A 24,689-nucleotide genomic window follows, 5' to 3' on the forward strand; every position below is an offset into this window, starting at 1 on the left:
TCAATATCCTGGATTCTGCTCTAAGTTAGGATTCACCGATTTTTGTGGATTTGGAATCGGATATACTAATGTCTTCGGATCAGGATCCGCAGGCTTTTCTTGCCACGCTGTTAAAAATTTTCCGTAACGGATCAGATCCTGTCTACGCCATCCTTCCCAGTAGAGTTCGCGCGCGCGCTCATCCAGCAGTTCATCCAAAGTCAATGCCGGAAGCAGGCTTGCTCCGCGTTCGGCACGAATATCGTTGACCAATCCCAATGCGTCTCCTGCCGTCCCAGTCCCACCACGCAATATAGCTTCAGCTTTCATCAATAGCACATCTGAATAACGGTACACTACCCAATCATTATTACGTTGCCCAGTTACAGCATAGTCAAAAGCATATTTCATAGGACGTATACCTGCAGTCTCCAAAGTAGCTCCAGAGGTCCGTATCGTGACCTCCCGTGTAAAGGAAAGTGGTGCTGTAGATGGATTACGGGCATTGAGCGGTTGATTGGTCGTCCAATTGTACTGCTGTCCCTCAAAAAAGCCTACATTCTGGCGGTGATACCCCTTACTCTTATTGGAAGTCGTATCGGCATCGTACTCATAATAAATACCGCGGCGCTCGTCAGTAGTAGAGAACTTATCGTAGTAATCTGAAAGTGTGCACCAACCGTTCCATCCGCCAGGACTCATATTATAATGAGCAATAGTATTCCACGTACGATCCACATTACCACCGCGGACGCCATTCTCATTATAAAGGGTAAAGATGTTTTCGGTCGATTTAACATCATTGTCTGGAGCAAAATTATCAAAGTACTTGCCACTAGCAGAGACACTATAGCTACCGGAATTGGTAATCTCGTTGGCCAAGCTGACCACCTGATTCATATCCTCAACTGCAAAAGTAGGGTTTTGCCTATTCATAAAAGCTCCCTTATTAAGATGAATCTTCATCAGCAGTGTCCTTGCCGCATTCTTATTAGCAACAAAAGCTTCTTTAGGCCCCTTATCTGGCAAAGTAGCTATAATCTCATTGAGCTCCTTGATCATATAATCAATCGCCTTCTCCGGAGCCAACACCTCGGGTGCTATCTTAAAATCCTCCATGGAAGCTCCATCGCGGATCGGCACCTGCCCGTACAGATCCAACATATCAAACATCATCAGCGCCCGTAAAAAACGTGCTTCTGCAGCCTGCTGAGGACTGGGTTTATAGAGCAGCACATTTGCTGCATTGTACATTGCAGTCCCTAGACTCACAAAAGTATTGTTCATGTAGGCATTGTCCGCCGTCCAAGTATGCAGGTGGATGGCACGATGCATACCGTTATCATCCCAATCTCCTCCACGTGTGGGCGCCATAGCGGCATCCGAAGAAACCTCCTGCATCACCCATCTCTCCTCTTGTTGGTAAGGTCTATTCAAAGAACTGTAAGCCGTAACCAACAATCCTCCAGCGTCTACATCCGACGTCCCTTGTTCCAGTTCACCCCGAAACTCTTCATTCAGTTTGGTACATGAAAGTGAACTCGCAGACAATGCGCCTGCCAAAGCTGTATATAATATTTTTCTGAAATGCATATCTCTACAATTATTCGTGTATTAATTATTTATCAATATCTTCTTTGATTCCTAAATCGATCTGCTCCTACAGGGAGAAATTGACTCCAAAAAGAACATTCCTTGCTGGAGGGTAAGGGAGATACTCTATACCGAGCGATGGAATCCCATTTGTCGACCCATCCGTGTTAACTTCTGGATCAAAGCCCGAATACTTGGTAATGATAAACAGATTCTGCCCCGTGAGCGAAACGTTCAAATTCTTGATCGTGCTGCCAATATTACCAACACGGTAGCTCAGCGTCAGGTTGGCCATCTTCAGGTAGTCCCCTTTTTCGAGATAACGGTCTGAAGGAGCAGACGAGTTGGAAGTTGATTCTTTAACAGCTGTATTGAAGAATGAAGAACCAATATTACGATCAGACAAATTGCTCACTCCAAGATTGGTCGCTGCTGTATTATTGAACAGATAATGCCCCATGGCACCATTCATATTGGCTACCAAAGATAGGCGCTTATATGCGACATTGGTCGAGATACCAAGAAGGGTAGTCGGATTAGGACTATTGGAATAAAACTTGTTCGTAGCTGGATCATTGTTCGCACTGATACTGCCATCAAGACCTTTGTACATACTCATTCCTGTTTGTGGATCGATTCCCTGATAATCGGCCAGGTACCACACATTTAGCGGTTGCCCATTGGTCATACGCTGCCCCAGTACTCCAGTAAATCCTTGTCCGCGCAGCGCACCGGTTTCGTAGTATCCCAATAGACCACTCACGCTATTCTTAAGAAAAGTTACATTGCCAGTCAGATCCCACGTCCAGTCACTATTCTTGATAATCGTACCTGTAAGTGCAACCTCTGCTCCCTTATTGACAATCTCACCATCTAGATTTACCCAAATACGGCCTGCGGGTCCTGGCATAGCCAAGGTCTGTTCGAACAACGCATCAGTCGTTTTCTTATGAAAATAGTCGATCGATCCGTAGAGACGGTTATTCAGTACCGAAAAATCCAGACCCACATTGACTGTAGCAGAGGTCTCCCATTTCAGATCAGAGTTTTTCAGGTTTGCCTGACTGATTCCCTGGGTTGTAAAAACCAATCTATTGAGCGAAGCTCCAGAAGGGAACTCCTGATTACCGGTCTGCCCCCAGCCTAGACGAAGCTTCAGCTGATCGATATAAGAATTGGATTTGAGGAAGCTCTCTTCGGCAATATTCCATGCCAAGGCTACTGAAGGGAACATGGCGTATTTGTTGTTTTCTCCAAATTTGGTCGACCCATCCCGACGCAACGTCGCCGTAAGTAAATACCGGTTAAGATAATTAGCTCCTCCACGAGCAAACATAGACTGCAACTGGTTGGTAGGACTTCGGTAGGAAGCAATCTCACGAGTAGCAACTGATGAATACTGGAGGTAATCGAAATAACTCAGTCCCATATAGCTAAAGCCGCCACCAAAGGCGATATTATTATTATAGTTGTAATCGAGATACTCATAACCAGCCATAGCGTTGATGTTCCAATCCGAATTGATCTGCTTGTTATAAGAAAGCATATGGGTCATCTGCATATTGGTCTCCCCATTGTTGGAGCTGAAGGCCTGTTCATTCTTAACATTGGAAGGATCAATCAGTCCCGCACGGTACATCCCCTGACGATTGCCTGTCTGCCGCATCACACTATAGATAAAACGATACTCTAGATCATCAGTAATCTTGTAATACGGAGTAATATTGACAATAGTTGTATTCGTCACTGCTACATCCTTAAAAGCATCAATACTAGTCAACGGATTACGCGTAGTGGCACTGACAAATGTATGTTTGCCATTGGCATCTACAAGTGGGCGCGTAGGATTCCACTGAAGGGCCTGTGAGATAAGATTGCCTTCTGATCCGACTACAGCGCTGATAGGTGCATAATTATTGTCTAACTGCGTGAGGAAAGCGGCAAAATCTAATCCCAGTCTTTTGTTCTCCAAGAATCGAAAATTGCCAGATACATTGGCTGTATATTTCTTAAGCTGCGAGCTTTTGATAATCCCGTTTTGATTGAGATAGCCTCCCGACACGCGATATTTGCCATTCTCGGTACCACCGACCGCGTCAGCATAGTAATTTTGGGTTACGGCATTACGGGTAATCGCTTTAAAAGCATCTTCGCTCTCTCCGTAATCTGCTGTAGCAGCATCATTTGGCGTATAAAATTTTAATGCCTCTCTAAAACGTCCGGCATCCAGTACATCTGGAAACTCACGCATACTCGAGATACCTGCTGTTGCTCCCACAGACAGCTCAGGCGAACCTACTCTACCTTTCTTCGTCGTAATAATAACAACCCCATTGGCACCCCGAGAACCATATATGGCGGTAGCAGATGCGTCTTTGAGTATATCCATGCTCACGATATCGCTGGGATTAAGATAAGAGAGGGCATTGCCACGATCAGAAGTAAATCCTCCTCTTCCTTCTGGAAGCGGCGAATTTCCGGACATCGGCACACCGTCCAGTACAAACAAGGGGTTATTGCTCGAACGTATCGACGAATTGCCACGGATGCTCACCGTAGTAGAGCCCCCTGGCTGTCCGGTATTATTGATAACCATCACCCCTGGGGTCTTACCCTGAATCAATTGGTCAGGACTCGTGGTGAGACCACGGTTAAAATCTTTGACACCTATAGAAACCATAGAACCGGTCAGATCTCTCTTGCGGGCAGTACCATACCCAATGACTACCACTTCGTCAAGCCCCTGATCCGCAGCAGGCTCTAATTTAATAGTCATAAAATCGCTCGAAATAGGAATCTGGGCGTTGTTGTAACCAATGTAATAAACATCCAGGGTACGGGCTTCATTGGAAACTTCCAATTGGAAATCGCCAGTAGGCCCCGAACTGGTACCCACAGAAGTCCCCGTTACCTTTACTGTAGCACCGGCGACAGGGTTTGTGGATTCATCCACAATCTTCCCCTTAAGCAACCTCGTCTGCGTAAAGGCTGTAACAGTAACCAGTAATAACGCCAATGACATTACACCTGATTTTAGTAGTTCTTTGTTCATACTGCTTGTGTTTTTGGTTTATGGATTGGTATCGCACAGAGCTATTTATGTAAGATAAGCTCGGGCGCTACACTCTAAGTTTACATTGATTACATAAAAATGAGAAATACATTCTCCTCTTAGCATTCAAAACGTCTCATTTTTTTATCATTGCGTGTCACACAAACTTTTTTTAACCTATTAATTGCTTACTTTAGCTCTAACCGTTATGTTTTGAAAAGTATAATCTCTCTATATATGGTATGGGCCTTGTCGATGCACTATTATGTGCATGGACAATCGACCTATTTCCGTAATTACCAAACAATTGACGGATTATCAAACAATGCAGTTACCGCCATCACCCAAGACGCTCAGGGTTTTCTTTGGTTTGGCACACGCAACGGACTCAATCGCTTTGACGGTCACCAGTTCAGAGTATTCAGCCATACCGACTCGGCAGCACTTCGTATAGGCAGCTCCTCGATATTAAGTCTGCTCAACGATAGTGATGGCAATATGTGGGTAGGAACGACGCACGGCCTATATCGGTATGTACCTGAGCGGGAAAACTTTACGTATATAGACGAGGTTCTTATGGGGGAAGTTCGATTTATTAAACATTCCGGCGGATACATCTGGTTTATTTCCAACGGTTACATCTACAGGTATAGCCTGAAAACTAAAAAATTCTCCGCTTTTGACAAGCTAAAGGAACGGATCATAGACGCTAGCACCAACCACCATGATGACCTATGGATGGTCAACAGCCATCATACCTTATTTAGATATGATCCTAAAAAGGACGTATTCAAAAACATAGAACTGAATCTCTTAAATCCCAATATACAGTCCAGTATCAAAACAGTATACGGAATTAATGACTCGCTCGCTATTATCGGGACCAGCTACACAGCGTACCTATTCAATTTCGCACAGAATACACTGACCGACCTCATCACGAAGCGTAAAAATGAAAAGGCAATACTGGTCCACAGTGTCATCCAACAAACTCCGTCGGTATTCTGGATAGGGACCGAAACAGGAATCTATAGCTTCGATATCCGGACAGGAAGTATTAATCACATCAAAAAAGATCCACTCAACCCATTTTCAATATCCGATAATGTGGTCATCAACTTCTTTAAGGATCGAGAAGGAAGTATTTGGGCCGGGACATTCTTTGGTGGAGTAAATCAATATATCAGCCAATTTGAGAATTTCAAGAAATACCTACAGGGCAACGGAAGATCTTCCCTATCGGGCAACGTCATACACGAGATCACCAAAGATAAATATGGCAATTTTTGGGTAGGAACAGAAGATGGTGGTCTCAATCGAATATTCGCGAATTCCAACAACGTACAACATTTTAAAGCAGACGGCGCTCCAGGCAGCATCACCCATAATAACCTACACGGCCTAGCCTTGATGGACGATGAGCTATGGGTAGGTTCGACCTCACACGGCCTAGATGTCCTAGATCTAAAAAGTGGTAAATTAAAACGGCACTACCGAGGTATCGGAGAGGGGCTCGCGCGGAGTAAATTCGTGGTATCGCTATATCGAACACGTGACAACACCATGTATATCGGTACTGACAAAGGACTGTATAGCTACGATAAAAAACTTGATAATTTTCGAGCGGCACCAATAAAACCTGCCTGGATACAGGGAATGTATGAGGATGACGAGGGCTTACTATGGATCAATACCTACGGCAGCGGTGTGATCTTATACAACCGTAGCATTGGCACGGCAAAGCAGCTACTCTCTCAACCGGGAAAGGCAAATTCGCTAGTCAACAATTATGTAAATGGTCTATTTGAAGACAGCAAGAAGAATATATGGCTCGCGACAGAGGGCGGACTGTCCAAATATCAACGGAATGGTCACTTCACTAATTTTTTTCATCAAACGGGAGCTCCTTCTAAACAGGTATTCAAAATACTGGAGGATGACAACCATACCATATGGGTGTCAACGGGGAGCGGACTCATACGGCTAGAGGACAACAATGCAGATGGCACGGTATTTAGAGCTAGGGACGGCTTACCTACGGATCAGTTCAACTACAATTCAGCTTTTAAAGACAGCGATGGCACCTTATATTTTGGAACGATAAAAGGTATGGTCAGTTTCAACCCAATTAAGACTATCAAGAACAACTTTATACCTCCTGTATTCATTAGCAACTTCCAAATAAACAATAGGGATGTCCCCGTTCGTAAAGATGGTTTTTTGAAAAGCGCAATATCTTTGACGGATGAAATCAAACTCACCCATGATCACTCCAACATCAACTTCAACATTGCTGCATTGAGCTTCGCAGCGCCCGAAAGTAATGTATACAGCTATATTATGGAAGGCTATGACAAAGAATGGACTACGATAACGGGCAACCAAAAAATATACTACAACAAGTTACCGCCCGGTACGTATACATTCCGATATACCGGAGCCAACAATAATGGTCTTTGGAATAAGCAGGAAAAATCATTACTTATTTATGTATCCCCCCCTTGGTGGCGATCATTATGGGCGTATACTATTTATGTGCTGCTATTCGGATCGGTTATCTTTTTGATCCTGCGCTACTATTTTTTATGGGTACGAGCCAGCAATATCCGAAAAATGGACAATTATGAACGTAAAAAAGAACGCGAGATATACAATCTCAAGCTGGAGTCTTTCACCAATCTTGCCCATGAAATAAGAACACCGTTGACGCTGATAAAGATGCCTCTAGAGAAAATCATGAATGGAAACAAAATTGCAGACGACGAAATCAAACAGGATCTGGTCATGATCGACAAGAATACACAAAGATTAATACTCCTGACGAATCAACTACTCGATTTTAGAAAAGCAGAAAACAACAATATGAGCCTTATTTTTACGCAAACCGACATCAATACGTTGCTCAACGAGGTATTCAAAGACCTACAGTATCTAGCAAAAGAAAAAAAAGTAAACTATGAACTATCGCTACCTCGTATTACACTGACGGCAGATGTAGACGGAGAAGCTCTTCGCAAAATCTTCACTAACCTAATCCATAATGCGATCAAATATGCAAAGGCAAACGTGGTGATCAAACTGTTGCCTTTCAATAGTGACGATATCATGTTCAATATTGAATTTGCCAATGATGGCCCTATTATACCTTTTGATAAAAAGGACAGAATATTTGAGCCATTCTACCGATTGCACGACGCCGACAAGAATACGGGTACCGGTATCGGCTTACCACTTTCTCGCTCTCTGGCAGAGCTCCACCACGGCTCACTCGATCTAATCTGTACAAAAGGAGAACGAAATCTTTTTCTCCTTTCTTGCCCTATCGTACAGGAACAGACGATTGATATCCCAATTATGGACGCCCCCCTCCATATTGCACCCGTAAAGACTACACTTTCCGCTGCAGATACTGTAACTCAGGAAAGTCCGATTATCCTCGTGGTCGAGGACAATAAGGAAATATTGGCCTATCTCAATAAAGAGCTGAAAGGAAACTATTCAATACGTAGAGCCAGTAATGGGGCCGAGGCGCTAGATATCTTAGACACGAATGATGTACAACTGGTACTTACAGATATCATGATGCCCGTCATGGATGGCATCACATTGTGTAAAAGAATAAAGTCTGATATTCTATACAGCCATATACCTGTTGTCTTCCTCACAGCAAAAAATGGATTAGATGCCAAAATAGAGGGGCTAAAAAGTGGAGCTGATGCTTATATAGAGAAACCTTTTTCCTTGGAGTACCTATTGGTAACCATACGTAACATGCTCAATAACCGAAAAATTGTCAAGGATTATTTTACAATTCCATCAACATCTCAACCATTGGATATGCATGTCTCGGGGCCTGACAAGGATTTTATCGACCAACTGCAGCGCGTGATCTATGATCAACTTGATTCGGCCGATCTCAATGTCGAAGTGCTAGCCAGATCGATGAATATGAGCCGACCAACACTGTACCGAAAGGTAAAGGGCCTATCGGATCTCAGTCCCAACGAGCTGATCAATATATCGAGATTACGTAAAGCGGCTCAACTCTTATTGCTCAAAAAGCATTCGATAGCACAAATCGCTACAATGGTAGGCTATTCGGTACAGTCTAATTTTTCGAGAGACTTTCACAAACATTACGGCATGACACCGAGCCTATATATCACAGCATATAGTGATAAGGGGCAGTCGGACCACAGCTCCTTGGCATAGTCCGGTACTGCATTCTTTTTAATCTTTCTTACCTACGTCGGACTGGTTCTTCGGACGTGCATAGGCAGCACTAAATACCATAGCTAGGCCCGTGGCAATGAAAATAACAACAAAAATGGAAATGGCTACTTTTACAAGCTGTGTATAATCCACAACAACCCAGTTCCACATATAATTGAGCGAGACAAAGCCAACGACAAGCAAGGACACGATGAATAGAAATGTAATGATATGCTTCATGGTCTACAGTTTATTTAAATAATCCTTCTTCTTCTGTTCGAATTCCTCTTGGGTAATGATGTTTTCATCCAACAAAAGCTTGAGCTTGCGCAACTGCTCCATCGGATCGAAACCTACGGCAGGTTGCGTGACTTCGTCAATGGAATTGCTGAACACCTTACCCAGACTCATACCTGCACCAAGGCCGACCCCTGCTCCAGCAAGGCCACCTTCATTTTTAGCAGCATCACGGAGGGCTCTCAATTTTTCAAGCTCCACATAGCTGAGTCCACCTTCAGAGGCAGCATGGCTATTGGCCGTGATATCTGCAATCTTACCGATACGGGCCTGCGTCTCCTCATCAAATGAGTTCCCTTCGATCCTGAAATCGCGGAGCACCAGACCAAAGGTTTCAAAATCAGACACAAGCCGATCTCTCATGGTCGTAGACAACCGCGCAATCTCCGCATCGATCTTGGTATAAGGCATTTTCTCTTCTGCAAAACAGGAGGTCAGCACCTGTTGGATACGGGCCTGTATCGCCTCGCGGAATGCTTCAGTACTATAACTATCCTGTGAACCGACATATTCTGTAAAAAACCGCCCTGCATCGTTAAGACGGTATGAAAAGTTACCGAAGGCAGATAACTGGATCGGAATCTTATAGTAGTCGTCCATATATTTGATCGGCGAAGACGTACCCCAGCCCTGATTAACGACTTCCGCCTTGCGGTAGAAGTAAAGCCCCATCTTGTGCTCACCCTCAAACAACTGAGCGACTTTGAGCAAGGAGGTGATGAAGGGATGATTGTCCGTACGGATATTGTAAACTCCTTCGGTATCGATCACATCGGTAATCTTGCCTTCATATACCAGAACACATCCTTGTCCTGGAGCAATAATCAATTTACTTGCATTCTTTATTTCGCCTGTCACTGCAGGGTATTTCCACACCAACAATCCAGGAGCCTGAGGCTGCCATTCGATGACTGTAGCGACTTGTTTTTTGAAAAAATTGAATAATCCCATCTTTTACTTTTTAAATAATTCGTCCTTATTTATATCTTTTACAATTGTCCCATCGTTGCCCATAATGATCAGCCGATTGGTACGGGCTGTAGAAGCTCTATCATAATAGGCAAATACAAGACCGCCGGCGTAGCCATACATGTCCGTATCGAAAGAATAGCTATCACTCGCTGGCGTATAGTTCCACACAATCTTGCCCGTCTCTGTATCTATCTTCTGCAGGTACCTATTACCCTCTGGATTCGCATTGGGCAATCCGGAGATATAGACATTAACACTATCCTGATACTCGATCTTGGCATCAAAATACAAGCGGTCGGGAGTAAGATCTACGAATTTATTAATCCGTGGTTCTTTAAATAGTTTCTTGATATAAGGAAATGAACCGTAATAAACTCCCGATTTCTTGGGGTAGTTATATACCTTTTCCCAAACAACCTGATAGGAATAGGGAAGCATTATAGGATACCCAGGATTGTGCTGATACCAATATTTGAGCAACTGGATTTTTTCGTCCGGATAATCTCTACTTTTTTCAGAAATCGCATACCGTATCAAAGACTTTGCTCCCGGCAATAAAGATGACATACCTATACCTGCATTACGACGTTCGGAGTGATCTTTGTAGATTTTGCGCACCAGAGGGTAATAATAATATTCCTTACCATCATTGGTCATGATCCGGAATCCGTCGCCCTCTACTTCCTGCGTAAATTTTAATGTAGCAATCCCGGATGAAAACTCGGGTACCCCTGCAAAAAAGGCCTCGGTTACATCTACGACTTCATTCTTTGCGGGGTCGACTTTGAGCACTTTATTACTTTTATCAGCACAGATATAAAGAACGCTATCAGCGAAAGTTCGACTCTGTATATAAAAGTCCTCTTTCCATCCTGGTAATAGGATATCGTTGACAATTTTCTCCTTCAAGGGATCATAGAAACGGGCAAAGTACTCGGCGTTTTCTCTATCAAAGCTATCCTTACCACGGGCTATGATAAAGAGCAACATTGGATTACTGCTGTTATAAGCCGTAAAAGCCAGGTGTCCCTTGATTCGCTCGACATAGGATTTTTCTTTGGTTGATATGGCTGAATAAACAGCCGTCGATGTACTATTACTACTGCCACAGTTTCGGATAATGCTCGCAAAAAAAAGAAGCAATAGAAAACCTGCCAAGCCTAATATTATTACTCGTTTGACTTTGGGGTCAAGGCCATTATCTCCGTACTGATGTCTGATATTAACGTTGATATCGTCGTTGTCCAAAAAATATTCGGTACCGCAATGGTTACAGATATAATGGTCCTCTTTAACATTCTGCTTCTTTACACTACCACATTGTGGACATTTTAATGCCTTTATTTGTTTTGCCATGCTCGCTATAACGTATTATGGGATTAAAATTAAAGAAGTCTGATAAGAACGACAAATCGCTTTACAATACGTGCTCTGTATTACGAATAATAAAAGTCATAAAAAAACGGACTCTTTACTTCTCATAGGTATGCTTGAGCAGGTAATAGTACGCAACCGTCGAGTGATGCAGCATGATCTTAGTCTTATCCTTGCTATAATCAAATTTTTCAAAATAACCACTATCGGGATATAATACCACCTGCTTGCCGGTACGCACATACTCGTTGCTATTGACAAAATCAGGGATCACGAAATCGGGATAATATTTCTTGATCTGCTTACCCGTAAACTTGCCCAGGTATTTTTGATAACGGTCTACCGCTTTTTGCGAAGGGTTTGTCATCTTCTTATAAAGTGAGTTAAAAAACAAACGTTTGAAAAAGCTCTGTTTTTTGAGCGTAAAACGTAGGGCGGGCACGGGGTTGACGTCGGGCAGATCGGCAATAGTCTGCACCGTAAAAGGCGACTGTGGCACCCAATCTTCGGTATTAACTACATGTTGTGACCAGCCCTCTCCTACGCTATGCTCATAGTCGTAAGCGAAATAAAGGTTGCCGGGCTTGGGACTTGCACTGGTATATACCTTGATACGCATATCTGCCGGTAGCTTACCTGCTTTTTGCATTTGCAATAGATAAGCACTCATAATATAGGTGATGCCTCCCCCCTGACTATGCCCTGACAGGATAAAATCCTTTACACCGGCCTGATAACAAGAATCTATCTTGGGCAACACATCACGAAGCAGAAAAGCCGAACTGAAGACGTAACCCGCATGTACTGCTGCACGGGGGTGCGCGGCCAACGTGTAGTCAAACTCGAAATCCTTCTCGATATGCAGGACTCCTTTGGCGGGAATCTGTGCGGCAAATAGATTCGCCAGCCAGCTCTCGCCCTCACGTGTAGAACCCCGGGTACAAATAACCGCAACACGCTCGTCCATAAGCCACAACTGCCAATGATTGACTAGACCGAACTCACCACTTTTATACAGCAACCTGGATCGCGCCGGTGGCGGAATATATTGGGCCATCTGCGGGCTCTCCGAAAAACGTGAATTAATAGCTAAAATCTCTGTAAACTCGGCCTTGTCAAATCCAGGTTGCAGCACCTGCGCATAGCCACCAAAATAAAGCCCTAGGGCCAGGAAAAAAAATAGAAAAACCCTCTTAAAAGCCAGCGGTATCATCATAAGTATCTTATACATCGTTGTATTTTCCTAAAGTTATGACTTTTAGATTAGAATATTTCGCATAACTTTAGATATTAAGAAGAGATGATAAAGTTTTTAAAACGAAGTATGCAGGTAATCCTAGCCCTCATTGTACTGTTTGTCCTGGCGACACTATTGTACATGCAACACGATAGATTTGGAAAAAACGCCAGTGGCTCACGCTTGGCACTCATGCAGAGCAAACCCAATTATAAGGAGGGAGCTTTTGATAACCTGGAACATACGCCTGCACTGGCCGAAGGAACCAGCTATTCGAAAATGCTAAGGGAGTTTTTCTTTGCCAAGAAGGTGCGTAATATCCCGAAAGACCTGATTCCTGTAGAAAAAAATGATCTCCATCACCTGCCGATAGACAGTAATCTCTATGTATGGTTTGGACACTCTTCCTATTATATCCAACTGGATGGAAAAAAGATATTGGTAGACCCGGTATTCAGCAAATATGCTACACCAGTCCGGGTGAGTGTGCGTGCCTTTGAAAGTGAATACAATTATCAGGTAGACGACCTACCAGAAATCGACATCCTTTTTATCACGCACGATCACTGGGACCACCTGGACTATAATACCTTTATGAAACTCAAGGACAAGGTCAAACACATTGTGACCGGACTCGGTGTAGGTGCACATCTGGAAAAATGGGGATATCCCGCTGGACAGATCACGGAACTCTATTGGGGAGAGCATGCGGAAATTGATGGGTTCCAGATCCACTCGACCACCGCAAGGCATTTTTCAGGACGCACCTTCAAGCGAAACACAACGTTGTGGTCTTCATTTGTACTGAAAGGCTCTAAACGGATATTTATAGGAGGAGATAGTGGTTATGGCAAGCACTTTAAAGAGATCGGGAATGCGCATGGTCCATTTGACTTTGCGATCTTAGAAAACGGACAGTACAATGCGATGTGGAAATATATACATATGATGCCTGAGGAGGTGATTACTGCAACGCAAGATCTACAGGCCCACTACCTGATCCCGGTACATTCGGCCAAGTTCCCCTTAGCCAACCATGCCTGGGACGAACCCCTAAAGCGGGTGACGGAAGCTGCAACAGCACAACATATAGCGATCCTAACTCCCAAAATAGGTCAAATTGTGTCCTTAGAGCAGTATAAGTCCTATCCACATTGGTGGGAAGGACTCGAATAAAAACTTATCCTGTTTTTTTTTGTTTATTAATGTAGATTAAGTTTCGTACCAAAAACTTGATCGACCTTTGCAGTGTACAAACAAAAACAAGAAAATATGAAAACTGTATTAAACGTATTTATCGCACTCGTCCTTTTTACGAACATCAGCTTCGCGCAAGTAGGTTGGACTATAGATCCTGCACATACTAACGCTAGATTTGAGGTTAAACACTTAGGTATCGCTATCGTAGACGGCGCTTTCACCAAACTGGAAGGCACAGTGGAAACAGCAAATGCGACCAACTTTGACAAGGCTAAAGTAAACTTTTCTATTGATGTAAATAGTATTAACACACGTGTACAGATGCGTGATGACCACTTAAAAAGTGACGATTTCTTCAATGCGGAAAAATACCCTAAAATGACGTTGACCAATGCGACCCTCAATCAGGGAAAAGGTGGGTTCGTCCTAAGCGGAGATCTGACGATCCGTGATGTCACTAAAAAAGTAACATTCCAGGTGAAACAAAATGGAGGTATCATTACAGATCCTTGGGGCAAAACCCGCGCAGGATTTACAGCAACAACATCGATCAACCGTTTTGACTACAACATTAAATATAATGACAAGCTTCCTACAGGTGTAGATGCAGTCGCTCCAACAGTAGAAATCATTGTCTATGTAGAGGCTGTAAAAAACTAGTCGTCTCGCTATAATCCAGTTAGCGGATTATCTACAAATTGCCTTTATATGCAAGCTTTCAATATTGCATATAAAGGCAATTTTCGTTAAGTTTATACTCGAAAAACAATCTAAACAAAAATAGAAGAGGTACAAATGGAATTAGCTGTCAAGAATATGGTATGCAAGCGTTGTGTATCGGCAGTGGAGGATATTCTCAACCAGTTGGAGATCCCATTTTCAAACGTACAGCTAGGTACGATCCAATTTGAATCGGCTATACCGGAAAAGCAGACCGGACGGATTCGTACCGCACTGGAAAACATCGGGTTTGAGCTCATTGAGAACCCTAAAGACAACTTAATAAAAGAAGTAAAAACACTGCTAATCGAACTGGTCAGTGCCTTAGATACGGAATCAATCAAGCTGTCGGTTTATCTCAGCGAAAAACTAGGGATCAACTATCACAACATAAGCTCGGTATTCTCCCAACAGGAAGGAATTACCATAGAAAAGTATTATATACAGTTAAAAATTGAAAAGGCCAAGGAGCTGCTCTCTTACAATGAACTGTCCTTGAAAGAAATCGCTTATCGCCTCAACTATAGTAGTGTGGCGCACCTCAGTAAGCAGTTTAAGGAAATTGTGGGGATATCTGCCTCGACTTTCCGCTCTGACAAAAAAATGGACAGAAAATACCTAGACCAGCTTTAGCAGACCAATATGAGAAAGACGGAAGAGATAACCAGTTTTTTTTACAGCCAATACTTTGCTGAAGGCTTGCGGATCACTATGGGAACTATTATCCCAGTAGTGATATGTGCACTTTTTGGGGAATTCAAAACAGGAACACTTATTTCCTTAGGTGCACTCATCGTGGGGCTATCCGATACACCTGGTGCACCTCGACATCGAAAATTTGGAATGGTCTATTGTACTATCCTCGGCGCCATAACCATTACCATTACAGCATTATGCAATGGTTCGCTGGTATTGATGACCGCCGTAATCGCGATACTGGCTTTTCTCTTTGCTATGCTAGCTGTATTCAATGCACGAGCAGCAACTATTGGTACAATGTGCCTATTGGTGATGCTCATCAACATAGATGGCAGGTATGGGATCGCACAGGAATTCACTTATCTGCTATACTTTCTCATCGGTGCAGCTTGGTATATGATCATCAGTTTCTCGATCATGCAGGTACGCCCCTACAGACTGGCACAACAAGAACTATCCGAAACCATACTCCAGGTAGCCGAATATCTGCGTCTAAAAGCAAACTTCTATGACACCAAAGTAGACGTTGACGATAACTACATCAAACTTATAGAAAGCCAGATCGCCGTCAATGCACATCAGGAGAATCTGAGAGACATCCTATTCCGCAGCAAACGCTCCATAAAGGACACCACCAAAGAGGGCCGTTTTCTATCCTTGATATTCAATGATGTGATCGACCTCTTTGAACAGAGCATGACCACTCACTATGATTACGACAAAGTCAGGATCAACTATGGACCATCGGGTATACTGGATGATATCAAAGCTGTCATACTGAAGGCTACGCATGAACTAGACAACATAGCTTACAAAATCAACGCCAACCGAATCCCTAAACCTATATACGATCTAGAGGCAGAAATAGATAAGTTACGTGTAGCTGTAGATGAGTTTGACAAGTCCTCCGAGCAAAGCGCTATACCATTAAAAAAAATTCTGATCAATATACGGTCTATCACTAAACATATTCGTGATATATATAATTATGGACAGTTTAAGTCTGTCAACGTTGAAAAAGAAGAGATACAGCATAGCCGTAAATTTTTGCGTAATGAAGCTTTAAACTGGCAAAAATTCAGAGACAACTTGAGCTTGAGTTCCAGTAACTTTAGGCATGCTTTACGGATGTCCATCATGCTGTCAGGCACTTATCTAACGCTTAATCTACTGCATTATCCTAAGTTTGGGACATACTGGATCTTACTGACCATATTGGTGATATTAAAACCGGGATTTGGACTGACCAAAGAGCGAAACGTACAACGCCTCATCGGAACGGTTATTGGGGGGATCATAGGCGGCATTGTATTGGTGACAATACCGGACCTTACGGCGAGATTTGTCATCCTGATCATCTTTTTCTTGATTGCCTATAGCTTGTTTCGTGTCAACTATATCATGGCGGTCATCTTTATGACCCCTTATGTATTGATCATGCTCAGTTTTACTGGAGTCAACCCACTGGAAATGGCCCAAGAACGGATATTGGACACTTTTCTAGGTGGATCATTAGCTTTCCTATCCAGTTATATTATCTTTCCGAATTGGGAGAGTTTTCAGATACGCGCTAGTATCCGGAGTCTATTAGTTGCTAACTACCACTATCTGACACAAGCTATTCGTATCCTTTCGGACGACATAGAAGATATCACAGGGTACAAACTAGCTCGTAAGGAAGTATATATTGCCTCGGCTAATATGGGTTCGACTTTTCAACGTCTATTGACTGAACCCAAGTGGAGACAAAACGTAACGAAGGAAGTCAACCGATTTGTCATCTTGAACCATGTCTTTTCCTCCTATACGGCCACATTGTTAACTCATCTTCAAGATGCCGACAACCATCATTTCAATAATGCGCATCTAAAGCAACTGTATAAGGCTCTGGGTAATCTCGAAAAAACAATAGCCTTGGTCAGCACGAACGAAGATAATCCATTCGAACCTTTCAAAGGAATAGGCCGTTTGGAAACGGAAGAAACAGAAAGCGAAGATGCACGTTTGATTACCGAACAACTGCAGTTTCTGATCAAAATATCATCAGATTTACAGAAAACAACAATGGAATTAGCTCAAAAGAGCGAAGACTTTGAACGCATAAAACTACCCGAAAATGGAGAAACTGTATGATGTCCTGATTATCGGTGCTGGCCCTATTGGGCTCGCTTGCGGCATCGCAGCAAAGAAAGACAATATGGATTACCTCATCTTAGAAAAAGGATGCCTGGTCAATTCACTGTACGGCTATCCTGTAAACATGACCTTCTTCTCAACAGCCGAAAAACTAGAAATAGGCGATATACCATTTGTATCTATCAACCCCAAACCAAAACGCGCAGAAGCACTGGAGTATTATAGAAGAACATATGTTAAATTTGAGCTGAATGTTCATTTATTTGAAGAAGTCTTTGCCTGTACGAAAGATGAGAATATATTTATAATACACTCATCCAAAAGCACCTATAGATCAAAAAATGTGATTGTCGCTACTGGATTTTACGACATTCCAATGTACCTTAACATTCCGGGAGAGAACCTCGCCAAAGTAAGCCATTACTATAATGATCCACACTATTATGCAGGTCAACGTGTGATTGTAGTAGGCGCAAGCAATTCTTCTATCGATGCGGCTCTGGAAACCTATCGCAAGGGAGCTCAAGTGACACTGGTCATACGTGGCAACGAAATCAGCCCAAGGGTAAAATATTGGGTAAGACCCGATATCGAAAATCGTATCGCCGCAGGAGAGATCGATGTTCGATATAACAGTTGCCTAACGAAAATCGAAGAGCGCCAGGTACACATCAGTAGTCCAAGAGGGGAAGAAACCATCCCCAACGACTTTGTAATCGCATTGACGGGATATCGCCCCAACTTTGAACTGTTGCACAGGTTAGGTATTGATATACCTGAGACAGCACCAATGATCCCTTCACACAACCCAAACACAATGGAAACCAACATACCCGGTATGTACCTAGCAGGCGTAGTATGCGGTGGACTCAATACCCACTTATGGTTTATTGAAAATTCTAGAGTACACGCAGACATGATTATTGCAGCGATACGCTCTAGGGCTACACTTTGAGCCCACGGATGAAGATCGCCGCCATTTTCTTTTGCATAGCCAATATGGCATCAAATTCTTCCTTCTCAGGAATAAAGCTGCTCTTCAGATCTTTAACCACAACCAATCGCATTCCCATTGAGGAGAATAGGAATATTTTAGAAATCTCATCCAAGTCCACATCCATCAATTCACCTCGCTCCACTCCTCTTTGGAACACACTTCTTATTATCCCTTTTTGATTCTCAAAGGAATCAATTAAGAGCTGATCCAGTTCTGTGGATAGATCTTTGCGCATCAATACCGTATACTCTAGAATATAATAGTATCTTTTTACAAATTCCATCCGTTTTTCCAATACGATAATGATTGCTTCAGACACAGAAACAATAGACATTAACGAGGCAGTGATATCTTCCTCAAGCTCTTCGACTACATGCTCAAGAACAGCGGCATACAAACTGTTTTTATCAGGGAAATAATAATACAAAAGGGCTTTTGAAAAGGATAGATCCTTAGCGATTTCGGCCATTGTCGTCTTGGCCATCCCATAATGTGCAAATCTTCGCTTGGCCGTTTCTAAAATCTTCAGTCGCTTTTCATCTGCATTTTTCGGCATATTCGAAATAAAATAAGTTTGTTCAAATAGTTTGCTTTATTGCTATCTTTACGCAACAAAACAATTAAAGGTAGCACTTTAATTTGAATTTTTAAAAGCAAAAGTCAAATCGATATTCCGTGAACGTATCAAGCAACATCTCTTTAAAGCATTTTAACACATTTGGCGTAGCCGCTACAGCTCAAAAGTTCATCGAAATACAGGAAGAAAAAACACTCGCAGACCTGTACCAGCAAGGTTATTTCCAACAGAAATTCTTTATCTTGGGAGGCGGGAGCAACGTACTCTTTACCCAAGATTTTGAAGGGACGATTGTCAAAGTAGCGAATACAGGAATACAGCACTTTATTGAAGGTTCAAATATATTTGTGACTGCTGCTGGAGGTGAAGTATGGAATGACTTGGTCTGGTACTGCATAAACCACAACTTTCCAGGCCTTGAAAACATGGCGCTAATACCTGGGACTGTTGGCGCTTCTCCCGTACAAAATATCGGAGCCTATGGAACAGAACTCATGCATGTATTCTATAGCTGCCGCGCATTTGACACCCGTACTGGCGAGTTCAGAACGTTTACCAACAAAGCTTGTGCTTTTACCTATCGAGATAGTATATTCAAAAGTAAATATAAAGGTCGTTTCATCATTGTATCAGTGACCTACAAACTGCACCTACATGCACCACTCAACACAAGCTACGGCGCAATAGAAGCTGAACTTAAAAGAAGGAACATCATAGCCCCAACTATAAAAGATGTCGCAGAAGTCGTATCTTATATACGCGTAGAGAAACTCCCCGACCCCAGTACCATAGGAAACGCGGGAAGCTTTTTTAAAAACCCAATCATATCGAATCAGCAAATCGAAGCATTACGAGAGATATACCCAACGCTTGTTTTTTACCCTCTCGAAAACAATGAATCAAAAGTAGCTGCAGGATGGCTCATCGAACAGGCGGGATGGAAAGGTAAAGAGATCGGAGAAATCGCTGTATGGAAAAATCAAGCATTAGTCCTAACGAACAAAGGGAAAGCTATGGGAATAGATATCCTCAATGTCTCGACACAGATCATCGACGCTGTATTTCAACAGTTTGGTATTAAACTAGAACGAGAAGTGAACATTTTGTAAGAAAAGTTTTCCACATTTCTTAATAACTTATAAAAACAAAATATGTTAAATCTTCGTTAAAATAATCCTAGGCCATGTTTTAAAAAAAATTTACCCTATAATAACAAATATTTAATATTTATCAATAAAAACCAGCACAATCTTTGCTACCTATTTACCAGAACTGCAGTTCACCTATAAAACTGAGAGAGACTGGTATATATTTCTATACCTAAAAGAGGGGAAGCCATTGTTTGAAAAACAAAATTATTGTATAACGAATAAAAACTACCGCTATGAACAGAATGGAATTTAACAACCTTGTGACTCAGCATTCGATTTCGTTAAAGTCTTATGCCCGAAACTTCACAAAAGATCAGGATGACGCAAATGACTTGGTACAAGACACACTGGTAAAAGCTATCGTTTATTTCAAAAATTTCAGAGATGGAACCAATCTCAAAGGATGGCTCTACACCATCATGAAAAACACGTTTATAAACAACTACCGTAGAATTACAAAAACCAACACCTTTATCACACAAGAAGAAGAGATCTCCCCGTCAAACCTCCTTGTCTCGGCCGCGATCAACAACGGCGAGAACAAGTTTATAATGGAAGATATCAACACAGCTCTCACGACACTTACGGAAGACTACTATACCCCTTTTACAATGTATTTCGAAGGCTACAAGTACCACGAAATAGCCGAACACCTAGACATCCCGATAGGCACTGTAAAAACCCGCATACATGTAGCTCGCAGAATGATGAAAAAATCGTTAGCTGCCTATAAATTCAATTGAGATATGTAGCTTTGCGCCATGACAATAGACCGCAAAGATCTACCAGAATACAGCAAGGCACAATTGGCACTACGTAACGGACAGGACAAACCTGCAATATGGGTAGCCTATTTGGGTTTGATATATGATGTATCCAAAAGTAGATTATGGAAAAACGGCATGCACTATGAACATTGGGCCGGACAGGATCTCACACATGAACTAGCCGATGCTCCACACAGTCAAAGTGTATTTCAACGATTTGACGTAGTCGGAAGACTCGTCTAGAAAAACAAATGGGATAAGCGAACTTCTATTCGCTTATCTCAAATCTCGACAGTGCTACAAACTGTTGTATTCTGCCCGCAATCTCTTCTTGGGTTAACGTTTCTAGGCGCTGACTGCCAAACTTTTCTACACAAAATGAGGCCATAGCCGACCCGTAGATAACGGCATTTTTCATATTTGAAAAGTTAATGGTGTTTACACGAGCTAAATACCCCAAGAAACCACCAGCAAACGCATCACCAGCCCCAGTAGGGTCAAATACATCAGCCAAAGGCAATGCTGGAGCTGAGAAAACCTGCCCTTCACTAAAAAGCAAAGCCCCGTGCTCACCTTTCTTAATAATTAAATACTTCGGTCCCATCTCTGCTATTTTAGCGGCCGCCTTTACCAAAGAATACTCTTGAGACAACTGCCTTGCTTCGGAATCGTTAATGGTCAAGACATCTACCTTTTTCAAAATCGCTTTAAGATCTTCTAAAGCCGAATTCATCCAATAATTCATCGTATCTAAGACAATTAACTTGGGCTTGCTTTGTAAACGGTCTAAAGCATCTATCTGAATCCGTGGAGTTAGATTACCAAGCAGCAAATAATCACAGTCTTGATAAGAATCTGGAATCTTTGGATCAAAATCAGCCAAAACATTCAAATCAGTCGCCAATGTATCGCGACTATTCATATCGTTATGATACTTGCCTGACCAAAAAAAAGTTTTGCCGCCCGCTATAACCTCTACTCCAGAAGTATCGATATGCCTCCGCTGTAATATTTCTATATTATCTCCAAAGTCTTCGCCAACAACACTGATCAGCTTAACGTTATCGTATAAAAAAGAGGCTGCTAGTCCGGCAAAGACTGCTGCCCCCCCAACAATCTTATCTGTTTCTCCAAAAGGTGTTTTAATAGCATCGAACGCTAAAGGACCTACAATAACTAAGCTCATGATGAGTATATTATGTGTAAAATAAAAAAACCGACTAAAATAGCCGGTTTTATTTTGCTCCTGAAGCTGGGCTCGAACCAGCGACCCTCTGATTAACAGTCAGATGCTCTAACCAACTGAGCTATTCAGGAATCATATTAGAAGTACTTCCTTCTAAAGTGACACAAAGATACAGTTTGGACAGCAATAATCCAAAATATTTTTACATTTAAACACATCTATTAACTAACTAACTCGTTTCAAGATGCTTTATCCATCTAATTCGGCATAACTATCCTTGTGTATATGTACCACCGCTCTCCCCGAAGGGTCGTTCACCTGTTGAAATGATGCATCCCAAAGCAATGCCTCAGGTGTACTACAAGCTATAGACTTGACTGAGGGAACCGTACCGGCAGCGGCATCTGAAGGAAAATGAGATTCGAAAACAGTGCGATAATAGTATTCTTCTTTACTCTTGGGGGTATTGAGAGGATATCGCTCCAGTACCTTGGCAAATTCTACATCTGTCACCAAGTATTCGGCCTGCGCCTTTAAGGCATCGATCCAATTGTAACCTACCCCATCGGAGAATTGCTCTTTCTGCCTCCATACAATAGACTTGGGCAAGTAATCTTCAAAAGCTTTCCGCAACACCCACTTTTCCATTCGATCCGCTTGGATCATCTTGTCTTGTGGCTGAATCCGCATCGCGACATCCATAAAATTTTTATCCAAAAAAGGAACTCTTCCTTCGATTCCCCAGGCCGCTAACGATTTGTTGGCACGAAGGCAATCATACAGGTACAACTTCTTTAGCTTTCGTACAGTCTCCTCGTGAAATTCTTGCGCACTTGGAGCTTTATGAAAATAAAGATAACCTCCAAAAAGCTCGTCAGACCCCTCGCCCGAAAGCACCATTTTAATTCCTAGCGATTTGATCACACGGGCCAACAAGTACATCGGTGTAGAAGCCCGCACTGTCGTAACATCGTAAGTTTCCAAATGATAGATGACATCGCTGATCACATCCACCCCTTCCTGAAGGGTAAAATTGACCTCGTGGTGGATCGTACCGATATGCTCCGCAGCACACTGTGCCGCTAATAAATCTGGTGCACCTTTTAATCCTACAGCGAAAGAATGCAGCTCGCCAACAGTATGCTTTTTGGTTATAGCGGCGATCACCGAAGAGTCGAGGCCTCCAGACAGAAGCACCCCATAGGGAACGTCTGACATTAATTGAGAAGAGACTGAAAATTCTAAAGCTTCACGCAAGTGTTCTATATTGGTTGTACTACGGAAGACTGCTCCAAAGGATTCCCAATCGCGGGTATACCATGGCTCAGGCAATGCAGAATCGGACGAACTATGCAATTGGCATCCCGGAGGAAACGGAGCAATTGTCGAACAAAACCCCTCCAGAGACTTTAGCTCGGAGGCAACAAAGAGCTGTCCTAAGGCATCTCTACCGTAATAAAGAGGAATAACCCCCATGTGATCACGTGCAATGAAATAAGAACCATCACGCTGATCGTACAAAGCAAAGCTGAATATACCGTTTAACTCCTCAATAAAATCGATTCCTTGCCTAAGATATAGAGCTAAGATAACTTCAGAATCTGAAGCTGTACGAAAATTATACTCAGGCAGAGACTCGCGCAGTTCTTGATGATTGTAAATCTCACCATTCACCACCAGCACTACTTTACCGTCATCGCTATACAATGGCTGACTTCCCCATCTTGGATCCACAATGGCAAGACGCTCATGCGCTAAAACAGCTGCATCCGTACTGTATATACCAGACCAGTCGGGTCCGCGGTGACGGATACGTCTAGCCATTTCCAAAACTTGAGAACGGACAGATACGCCCGAATCTACCAAATCAAATGCTCCTATTATTCCACACATAACATTGTCCTTTAATTATAATGATGGAACAAATAAACTTATTTATTTTTAAAAATCATAACAAAAATTAATTTTTGTTATGATTTTATTAAAAAATAAATCAATATCAAACATTTATATCAACTAAACACCGATTTTTATATTAAAACAATAAAAACAAAAAATCATAATATAGGCTCAAATTTTGCATAAAAAAAAGGCAATATCTTTACGATATTGCCTTTTACTATTATAGGATATTATTCTTTTTGTACAGACTATTTTTTGCTTCCGAAGCCCAAAATCGCAAATACAGTTTTGAAAGCGATAAAAGAGGCAATAAGAACAGAAACGTTAGCTATTAAAGAAAATAAGAAAGTATATTGATCTAACGCCGAAATCACATCAGGTACAAATCTTACAAAAACGCCAAACAAACCAATAATAATGGCGACAGTCAAGGTAACATAATAATGCGTTTGATTGGCATTGTTATCTGTTTTTTTAGGCTGTCTCTGTGCTGCTGTATTTTCCATAATACTGTATACTATTTTTTCTTTGGCCAAAGGTACAAAGTATATCTACATTTTAAAAATATTTTGATGATTTAAAACGAAGACGCAATTCATTAGTCGAATTATTTAGTAATATTGTACCGAAGTTACAGA

The 24,689-nt window shown here is 42.2% G+C and carries 19 protein-coding genes and 1 tRNA gene; 9 read left to right on the top strand and 11 right to left on the bottom strand.

Features of this window, described 5'->3' with window-relative positions; all coding sequences use genetic code 11:
* The gene (locus M472_RS36515; protein ID WP_021070929.1) at positions 1-1,572 is read right to left on the bottom strand and encodes a RagB/SusD family nutrient uptake outer membrane protein; all 1,572 of its coding nucleotides are present in this window, start codon (positions 1,570-1,572) and stop codon (positions 1-3) included.
* 67 nt (positions 1,573-1,639) lie between these two features.
* On the bottom strand, positions 1,640-4,624 hold the full coding sequence (locus M472_RS36520) for a SusC/RagA family TonB-linked outer membrane protein (protein ID WP_021070930.1): 2,985 nt from the start codon (positions 4,622-4,624) through the stop codon (positions 1,640-1,642).
* A gap of 213 nt (positions 4,625-4,837) precedes the next feature.
* Here M472_RS36520 and M472_RS36525 point away from each other — a divergent pair, with 213 nt between their 5' ends.
* Positions 4,838-8,836 (top strand): hybrid sensor histidine kinase/response regulator transcription factor, encoded by a 3,999-nt coding sequence (locus M472_RS36525; protein WP_235049512.1) that lies wholly within the window; start codon positions 4,838-4,840, stop codon positions 8,834-8,836.
* Between the two features lie 18 nt (positions 8,837-8,854).
* Here the strand turns inward: M472_RS36525 and M472_RS36530 are convergent, their stop codons facing one another.
* From M472_RS36530 to M472_RS36545, 4 genes are all read right to left on the bottom strand, one after another.
* Positions 8,855-9,076, bottom strand: a complete 222-nt coding sequence (locus M472_RS36530) for a hypothetical protein (protein ID WP_021070932.1) — start codon at positions 9,074-9,076, stop codon at positions 8,855-8,857.
* Between the two features lie 3 nt (positions 9,077-9,079).
* Entirely contained in the window at positions 9,080-10,084 is a 1,005-nt protein-coding gene (locus M472_RS36535; RefSeq protein WP_021070933.1) for an SPFH domain-containing protein, read from the bottom strand.
* Between the two features lie 3 nt (positions 10,085-10,087).
* The gene (locus tag M472_RS36540; RefSeq protein ID WP_021070934.1) at positions 10,088-11,461 is read right to left on the bottom strand and encodes a hypothetical protein; all 1,374 of its coding nucleotides are present in this window, start codon (positions 11,459-11,461) and stop codon (positions 10,088-10,090) included.
* 115 nt (positions 11,462-11,576) lie between these two features.
* The gene (locus tag M472_RS36545) at positions 11,577-12,710 is read right to left on the bottom strand and encodes a lipase family protein (protein ID WP_021070935.1); all 1,134 of its coding nucleotides are present in this window, start codon (positions 12,708-12,710) and stop codon (positions 11,577-11,579) included.
* Positions 12,711-12,779: 69 nt separating this feature from the next.
* On the opposite strand from M472_RS36545, the gene M472_RS36550 reads away from it, so the two are divergent.
* From M472_RS36550 to M472_RS36570, 5 genes are all read left to right on the top strand, one after another.
* A complete protein-coding gene (locus tag M472_RS36550; RefSeq protein WP_022829380.1) occupies positions 12,780-13,892 on the top strand; it encodes an MBL fold metallo-hydrolase in 1,113 nt (370 codons plus the stop codon).
* A 96-nt stretch (positions 13,893-13,988) separates the two neighbouring features.
* On the top strand, positions 13,989-14,576 hold the full coding sequence (locus M472_RS36555) for a YceI family protein (RefSeq protein ID WP_021070937.1): 588 nt from the start codon (positions 13,989-13,991) through the stop codon (positions 14,574-14,576).
* Positions 14,577-14,711: 135 nt separating this feature from the next.
* Positions 14,712-15,269: a helix-turn-helix domain-containing protein gene (locus tag M472_RS36560; RefSeq protein ID WP_021070938.1), complete on the top strand. Its 558-nt coding sequence runs from the start codon at positions 14,712-14,714 to the stop codon at positions 15,267-15,269.
* Between the two features lie 9 nt (positions 15,270-15,278).
* Positions 15,279-17,468, top strand: a complete 2,190-nt coding sequence (locus tag M472_RS36565; RefSeq protein WP_021070939.1) for an FUSC family protein — start codon at positions 15,279-15,281, stop codon at positions 17,466-17,468.
* Entirely contained in the window at positions 17,452-18,426 is a 975-nt protein-coding gene (locus tag M472_RS36570; protein ID WP_021070940.1) for a YpdA family putative bacillithiol disulfide reductase, read from the top strand. The genes M472_RS36565 and M472_RS36570 overlap by 17 nt, the downstream gene beginning before the upstream one ends.
* On the opposite strand, the gene M472_RS36575 is transcribed toward M472_RS36570, so the two are convergent.
* The gene (locus M472_RS36575; protein ID WP_021070941.1) at positions 18,416-19,024 is read right to left on the bottom strand and encodes a TetR/AcrR family transcriptional regulator; all 609 of its coding nucleotides are present in this window, start codon (positions 19,022-19,024) and stop codon (positions 18,416-18,418) included. The genes M472_RS36570 and M472_RS36575 overlap by 11 nt on opposite strands.
* Before the next feature lie 119 nt (positions 19,025-19,143).
* Here M472_RS36575 and murB point away from each other — a divergent pair, with 119 nt between their 5' ends.
* From murB to M472_RS36590, 3 genes are all read left to right on the top strand, one after another.
* On the top strand, positions 19,144-20,154 hold the full coding sequence (gene murB, locus M472_RS36580) for a UDP-N-acetylmuramate dehydrogenase (RefSeq protein ID WP_021070942.1): 1,011 nt from the start codon (positions 19,144-19,146) through the stop codon (positions 20,152-20,154).
* A gap of 275 nt (positions 20,155-20,429) precedes the next feature.
* The gene (locus tag M472_RS36585; RefSeq protein WP_022829381.1) at positions 20,430-20,939 is read left to right on the top strand and encodes an RNA polymerase sigma factor; all 510 of its coding nucleotides are present in this window, start codon (positions 20,430-20,432) and stop codon (positions 20,937-20,939) included.
* An 18-nt stretch (positions 20,940-20,957) separates the two neighbouring features.
* Positions 20,958-21,206 carry a cytochrome b5 domain-containing protein gene (locus M472_RS36590; protein WP_021070944.1) on the top strand — a complete coding sequence of 83 codons (249 nt, stop codon included), beginning with the start codon at positions 20,958-20,960 and terminating at the stop codon, positions 21,204-21,206.
* A 25-nt stretch (positions 21,207-21,231) separates the two neighbouring features.
* Here M472_RS36590 and M472_RS36595 read toward each other — a convergent pair whose 3' ends face one another.
* The 4 genes from M472_RS36595 to M472_RS36610 all read right to left on the bottom strand — a co-directional run bounded on the left by M472_RS36595 (position 21,232) and on the right by M472_RS36610 (position 24,557).
* Positions 21,232-22,149, bottom strand: coding sequence for a PfkB family carbohydrate kinase (locus M472_RS36595; protein WP_021070945.1), 918 nt, complete (start codon positions 22,147-22,149; stop codon positions 21,232-21,234).
* Positions 22,150-22,206: 57 nt separating this feature from the next.
* A tRNA-Asn gene (locus tag M472_RS36600) sits at positions 22,207-22,280 on the bottom strand.
* A 118-nt stretch (positions 22,281-22,398) separates the two neighbouring features.
* The gene (gene asnB / locus M472_RS36605; RefSeq protein ID WP_021070946.1) at positions 22,399-24,042 is read right to left on the bottom strand and encodes an asparagine synthase B; all 1,644 of its coding nucleotides are present in this window, start codon (positions 24,040-24,042) and stop codon (positions 22,399-22,401) included.
* Between the two features lie 257 nt (positions 24,043-24,299).
* On the bottom strand, positions 24,300-24,557 hold the full coding sequence (locus tag M472_RS36610; RefSeq protein ID WP_021070947.1) for a hypothetical protein: 258 nt from the start codon (positions 24,555-24,557) through the stop codon (positions 24,300-24,302).
* Positions 24,558-24,689: the final 132 nt, after the last annotated feature.

Origin of the sequence: Sphingobacterium paucimobilis HER1398, from assembly GCF_000416985.1 — a bacterium.
In the GTDB taxonomy this organism is placed as follows: Bacteria; Bacteroidota; Bacteroidia; order Sphingobacteriales; family Sphingobacteriaceae; genus Sphingobacterium; species Sphingobacterium paucimobilis.

Excerpts from the sequence above, each read along its gene's own strand:
- M472_RS36515 (WP_021070929.1), bottom strand. The coding sequence starts at position 1,572 with ATGCATTTCAGAAAAATATTATATACAGCTTTGGCAGGCGCATTGTCT.
- M472_RS36545 (WP_021070935.1), bottom strand. The coding sequence starts at position 12,710 with ATGTATAAGATACTTATGATGATACCGCTGGCTTTTAAGAGGGTTTTT.
- M472_RS36575 (WP_021070941.1), bottom strand. The coding sequence starts at position 19,024 with ATGCCGAAAAATGCAGATGAAAAGCGACTGAAGATTTTAGAAACGGCC.
- M472_RS36610 (WP_021070947.1), bottom strand. The coding sequence starts at position 24,557 with ATGGAAAATACAGCAGCACAGAGACAGCCTAAAAAAACAGATAACAAT.
- M472_RS36570 (WP_021070940.1), top strand. The coding sequence starts at position 17,452 with ATGGAGAAACTGTATGATGTCCTGATTATCGGTGCTGGCCCTATTGGG.
- M472_RS36530 (WP_021070932.1), bottom strand. The coding sequence starts at position 9,076 with ATGAAGCATATCATTACATTTCTATTCATCGTGTCCTTGCTTGTCGTT.
- M472_RS36595 (WP_021070945.1), bottom strand. The coding sequence starts at position 22,149 with ATGAGCTTAGTTATTGTAGGTCCTTTAGCGTTCGATGCTATTAAAACA.
- M472_RS36520 (WP_021070930.1), bottom strand. The coding sequence starts at position 4,624 with ATGAACAAAGAACTACTAAAATCAGGTGTAATGTCATTGGCGTTATTA.
- M472_RS36540 (WP_021070934.1), bottom strand. The coding sequence starts at position 11,461 with ATGGCAAAACAAATAAAGGCATTAAAATGTCCACAATGTGGTAGTGTA.
- M472_RS36535 (WP_021070933.1), bottom strand. The coding sequence starts at position 10,084 with ATGGGATTATTCAATTTTTTCAAAAAACAAGTCGCTACAGTCATCGAA.
- M472_RS36585 (WP_022829381.1), top strand. The coding sequence starts at position 20,430 with ATGAACAGAATGGAATTTAACAACCTTGTGACTCAGCATTCGATTTCG.
- asnB (WP_021070946.1), bottom strand. The coding sequence starts at position 24,042 with ATGTGTGGAATAATAGGAGCATTTGATTTGGTAGATTCGGGCGTATCT.
- M472_RS36565 (WP_021070939.1), top strand. The coding sequence starts at position 15,279 with ATGAGAAAGACGGAAGAGATAACCAGTTTTTTTTACAGCCAATACTTT.
- M472_RS36560 (WP_021070938.1), top strand. The coding sequence starts at position 14,712 with ATGGAATTAGCTGTCAAGAATATGGTATGCAAGCGTTGTGTATCGGCA.
- M472_RS36590 (WP_021070944.1), top strand. The coding sequence starts at position 20,958 with ATGACAATAGACCGCAAAGATCTACCAGAATACAGCAAGGCACAATTG.
- M472_RS36555 (WP_021070937.1), top strand. The coding sequence starts at position 13,989 with ATGAAAACTGTATTAAACGTATTTATCGCACTCGTCCTTTTTACGAAC.
- M472_RS36550 (WP_022829380.1), top strand. The coding sequence starts at position 12,780 with ATGATAAAGTTTTTAAAACGAAGTATGCAGGTAATCCTAGCCCTCATT.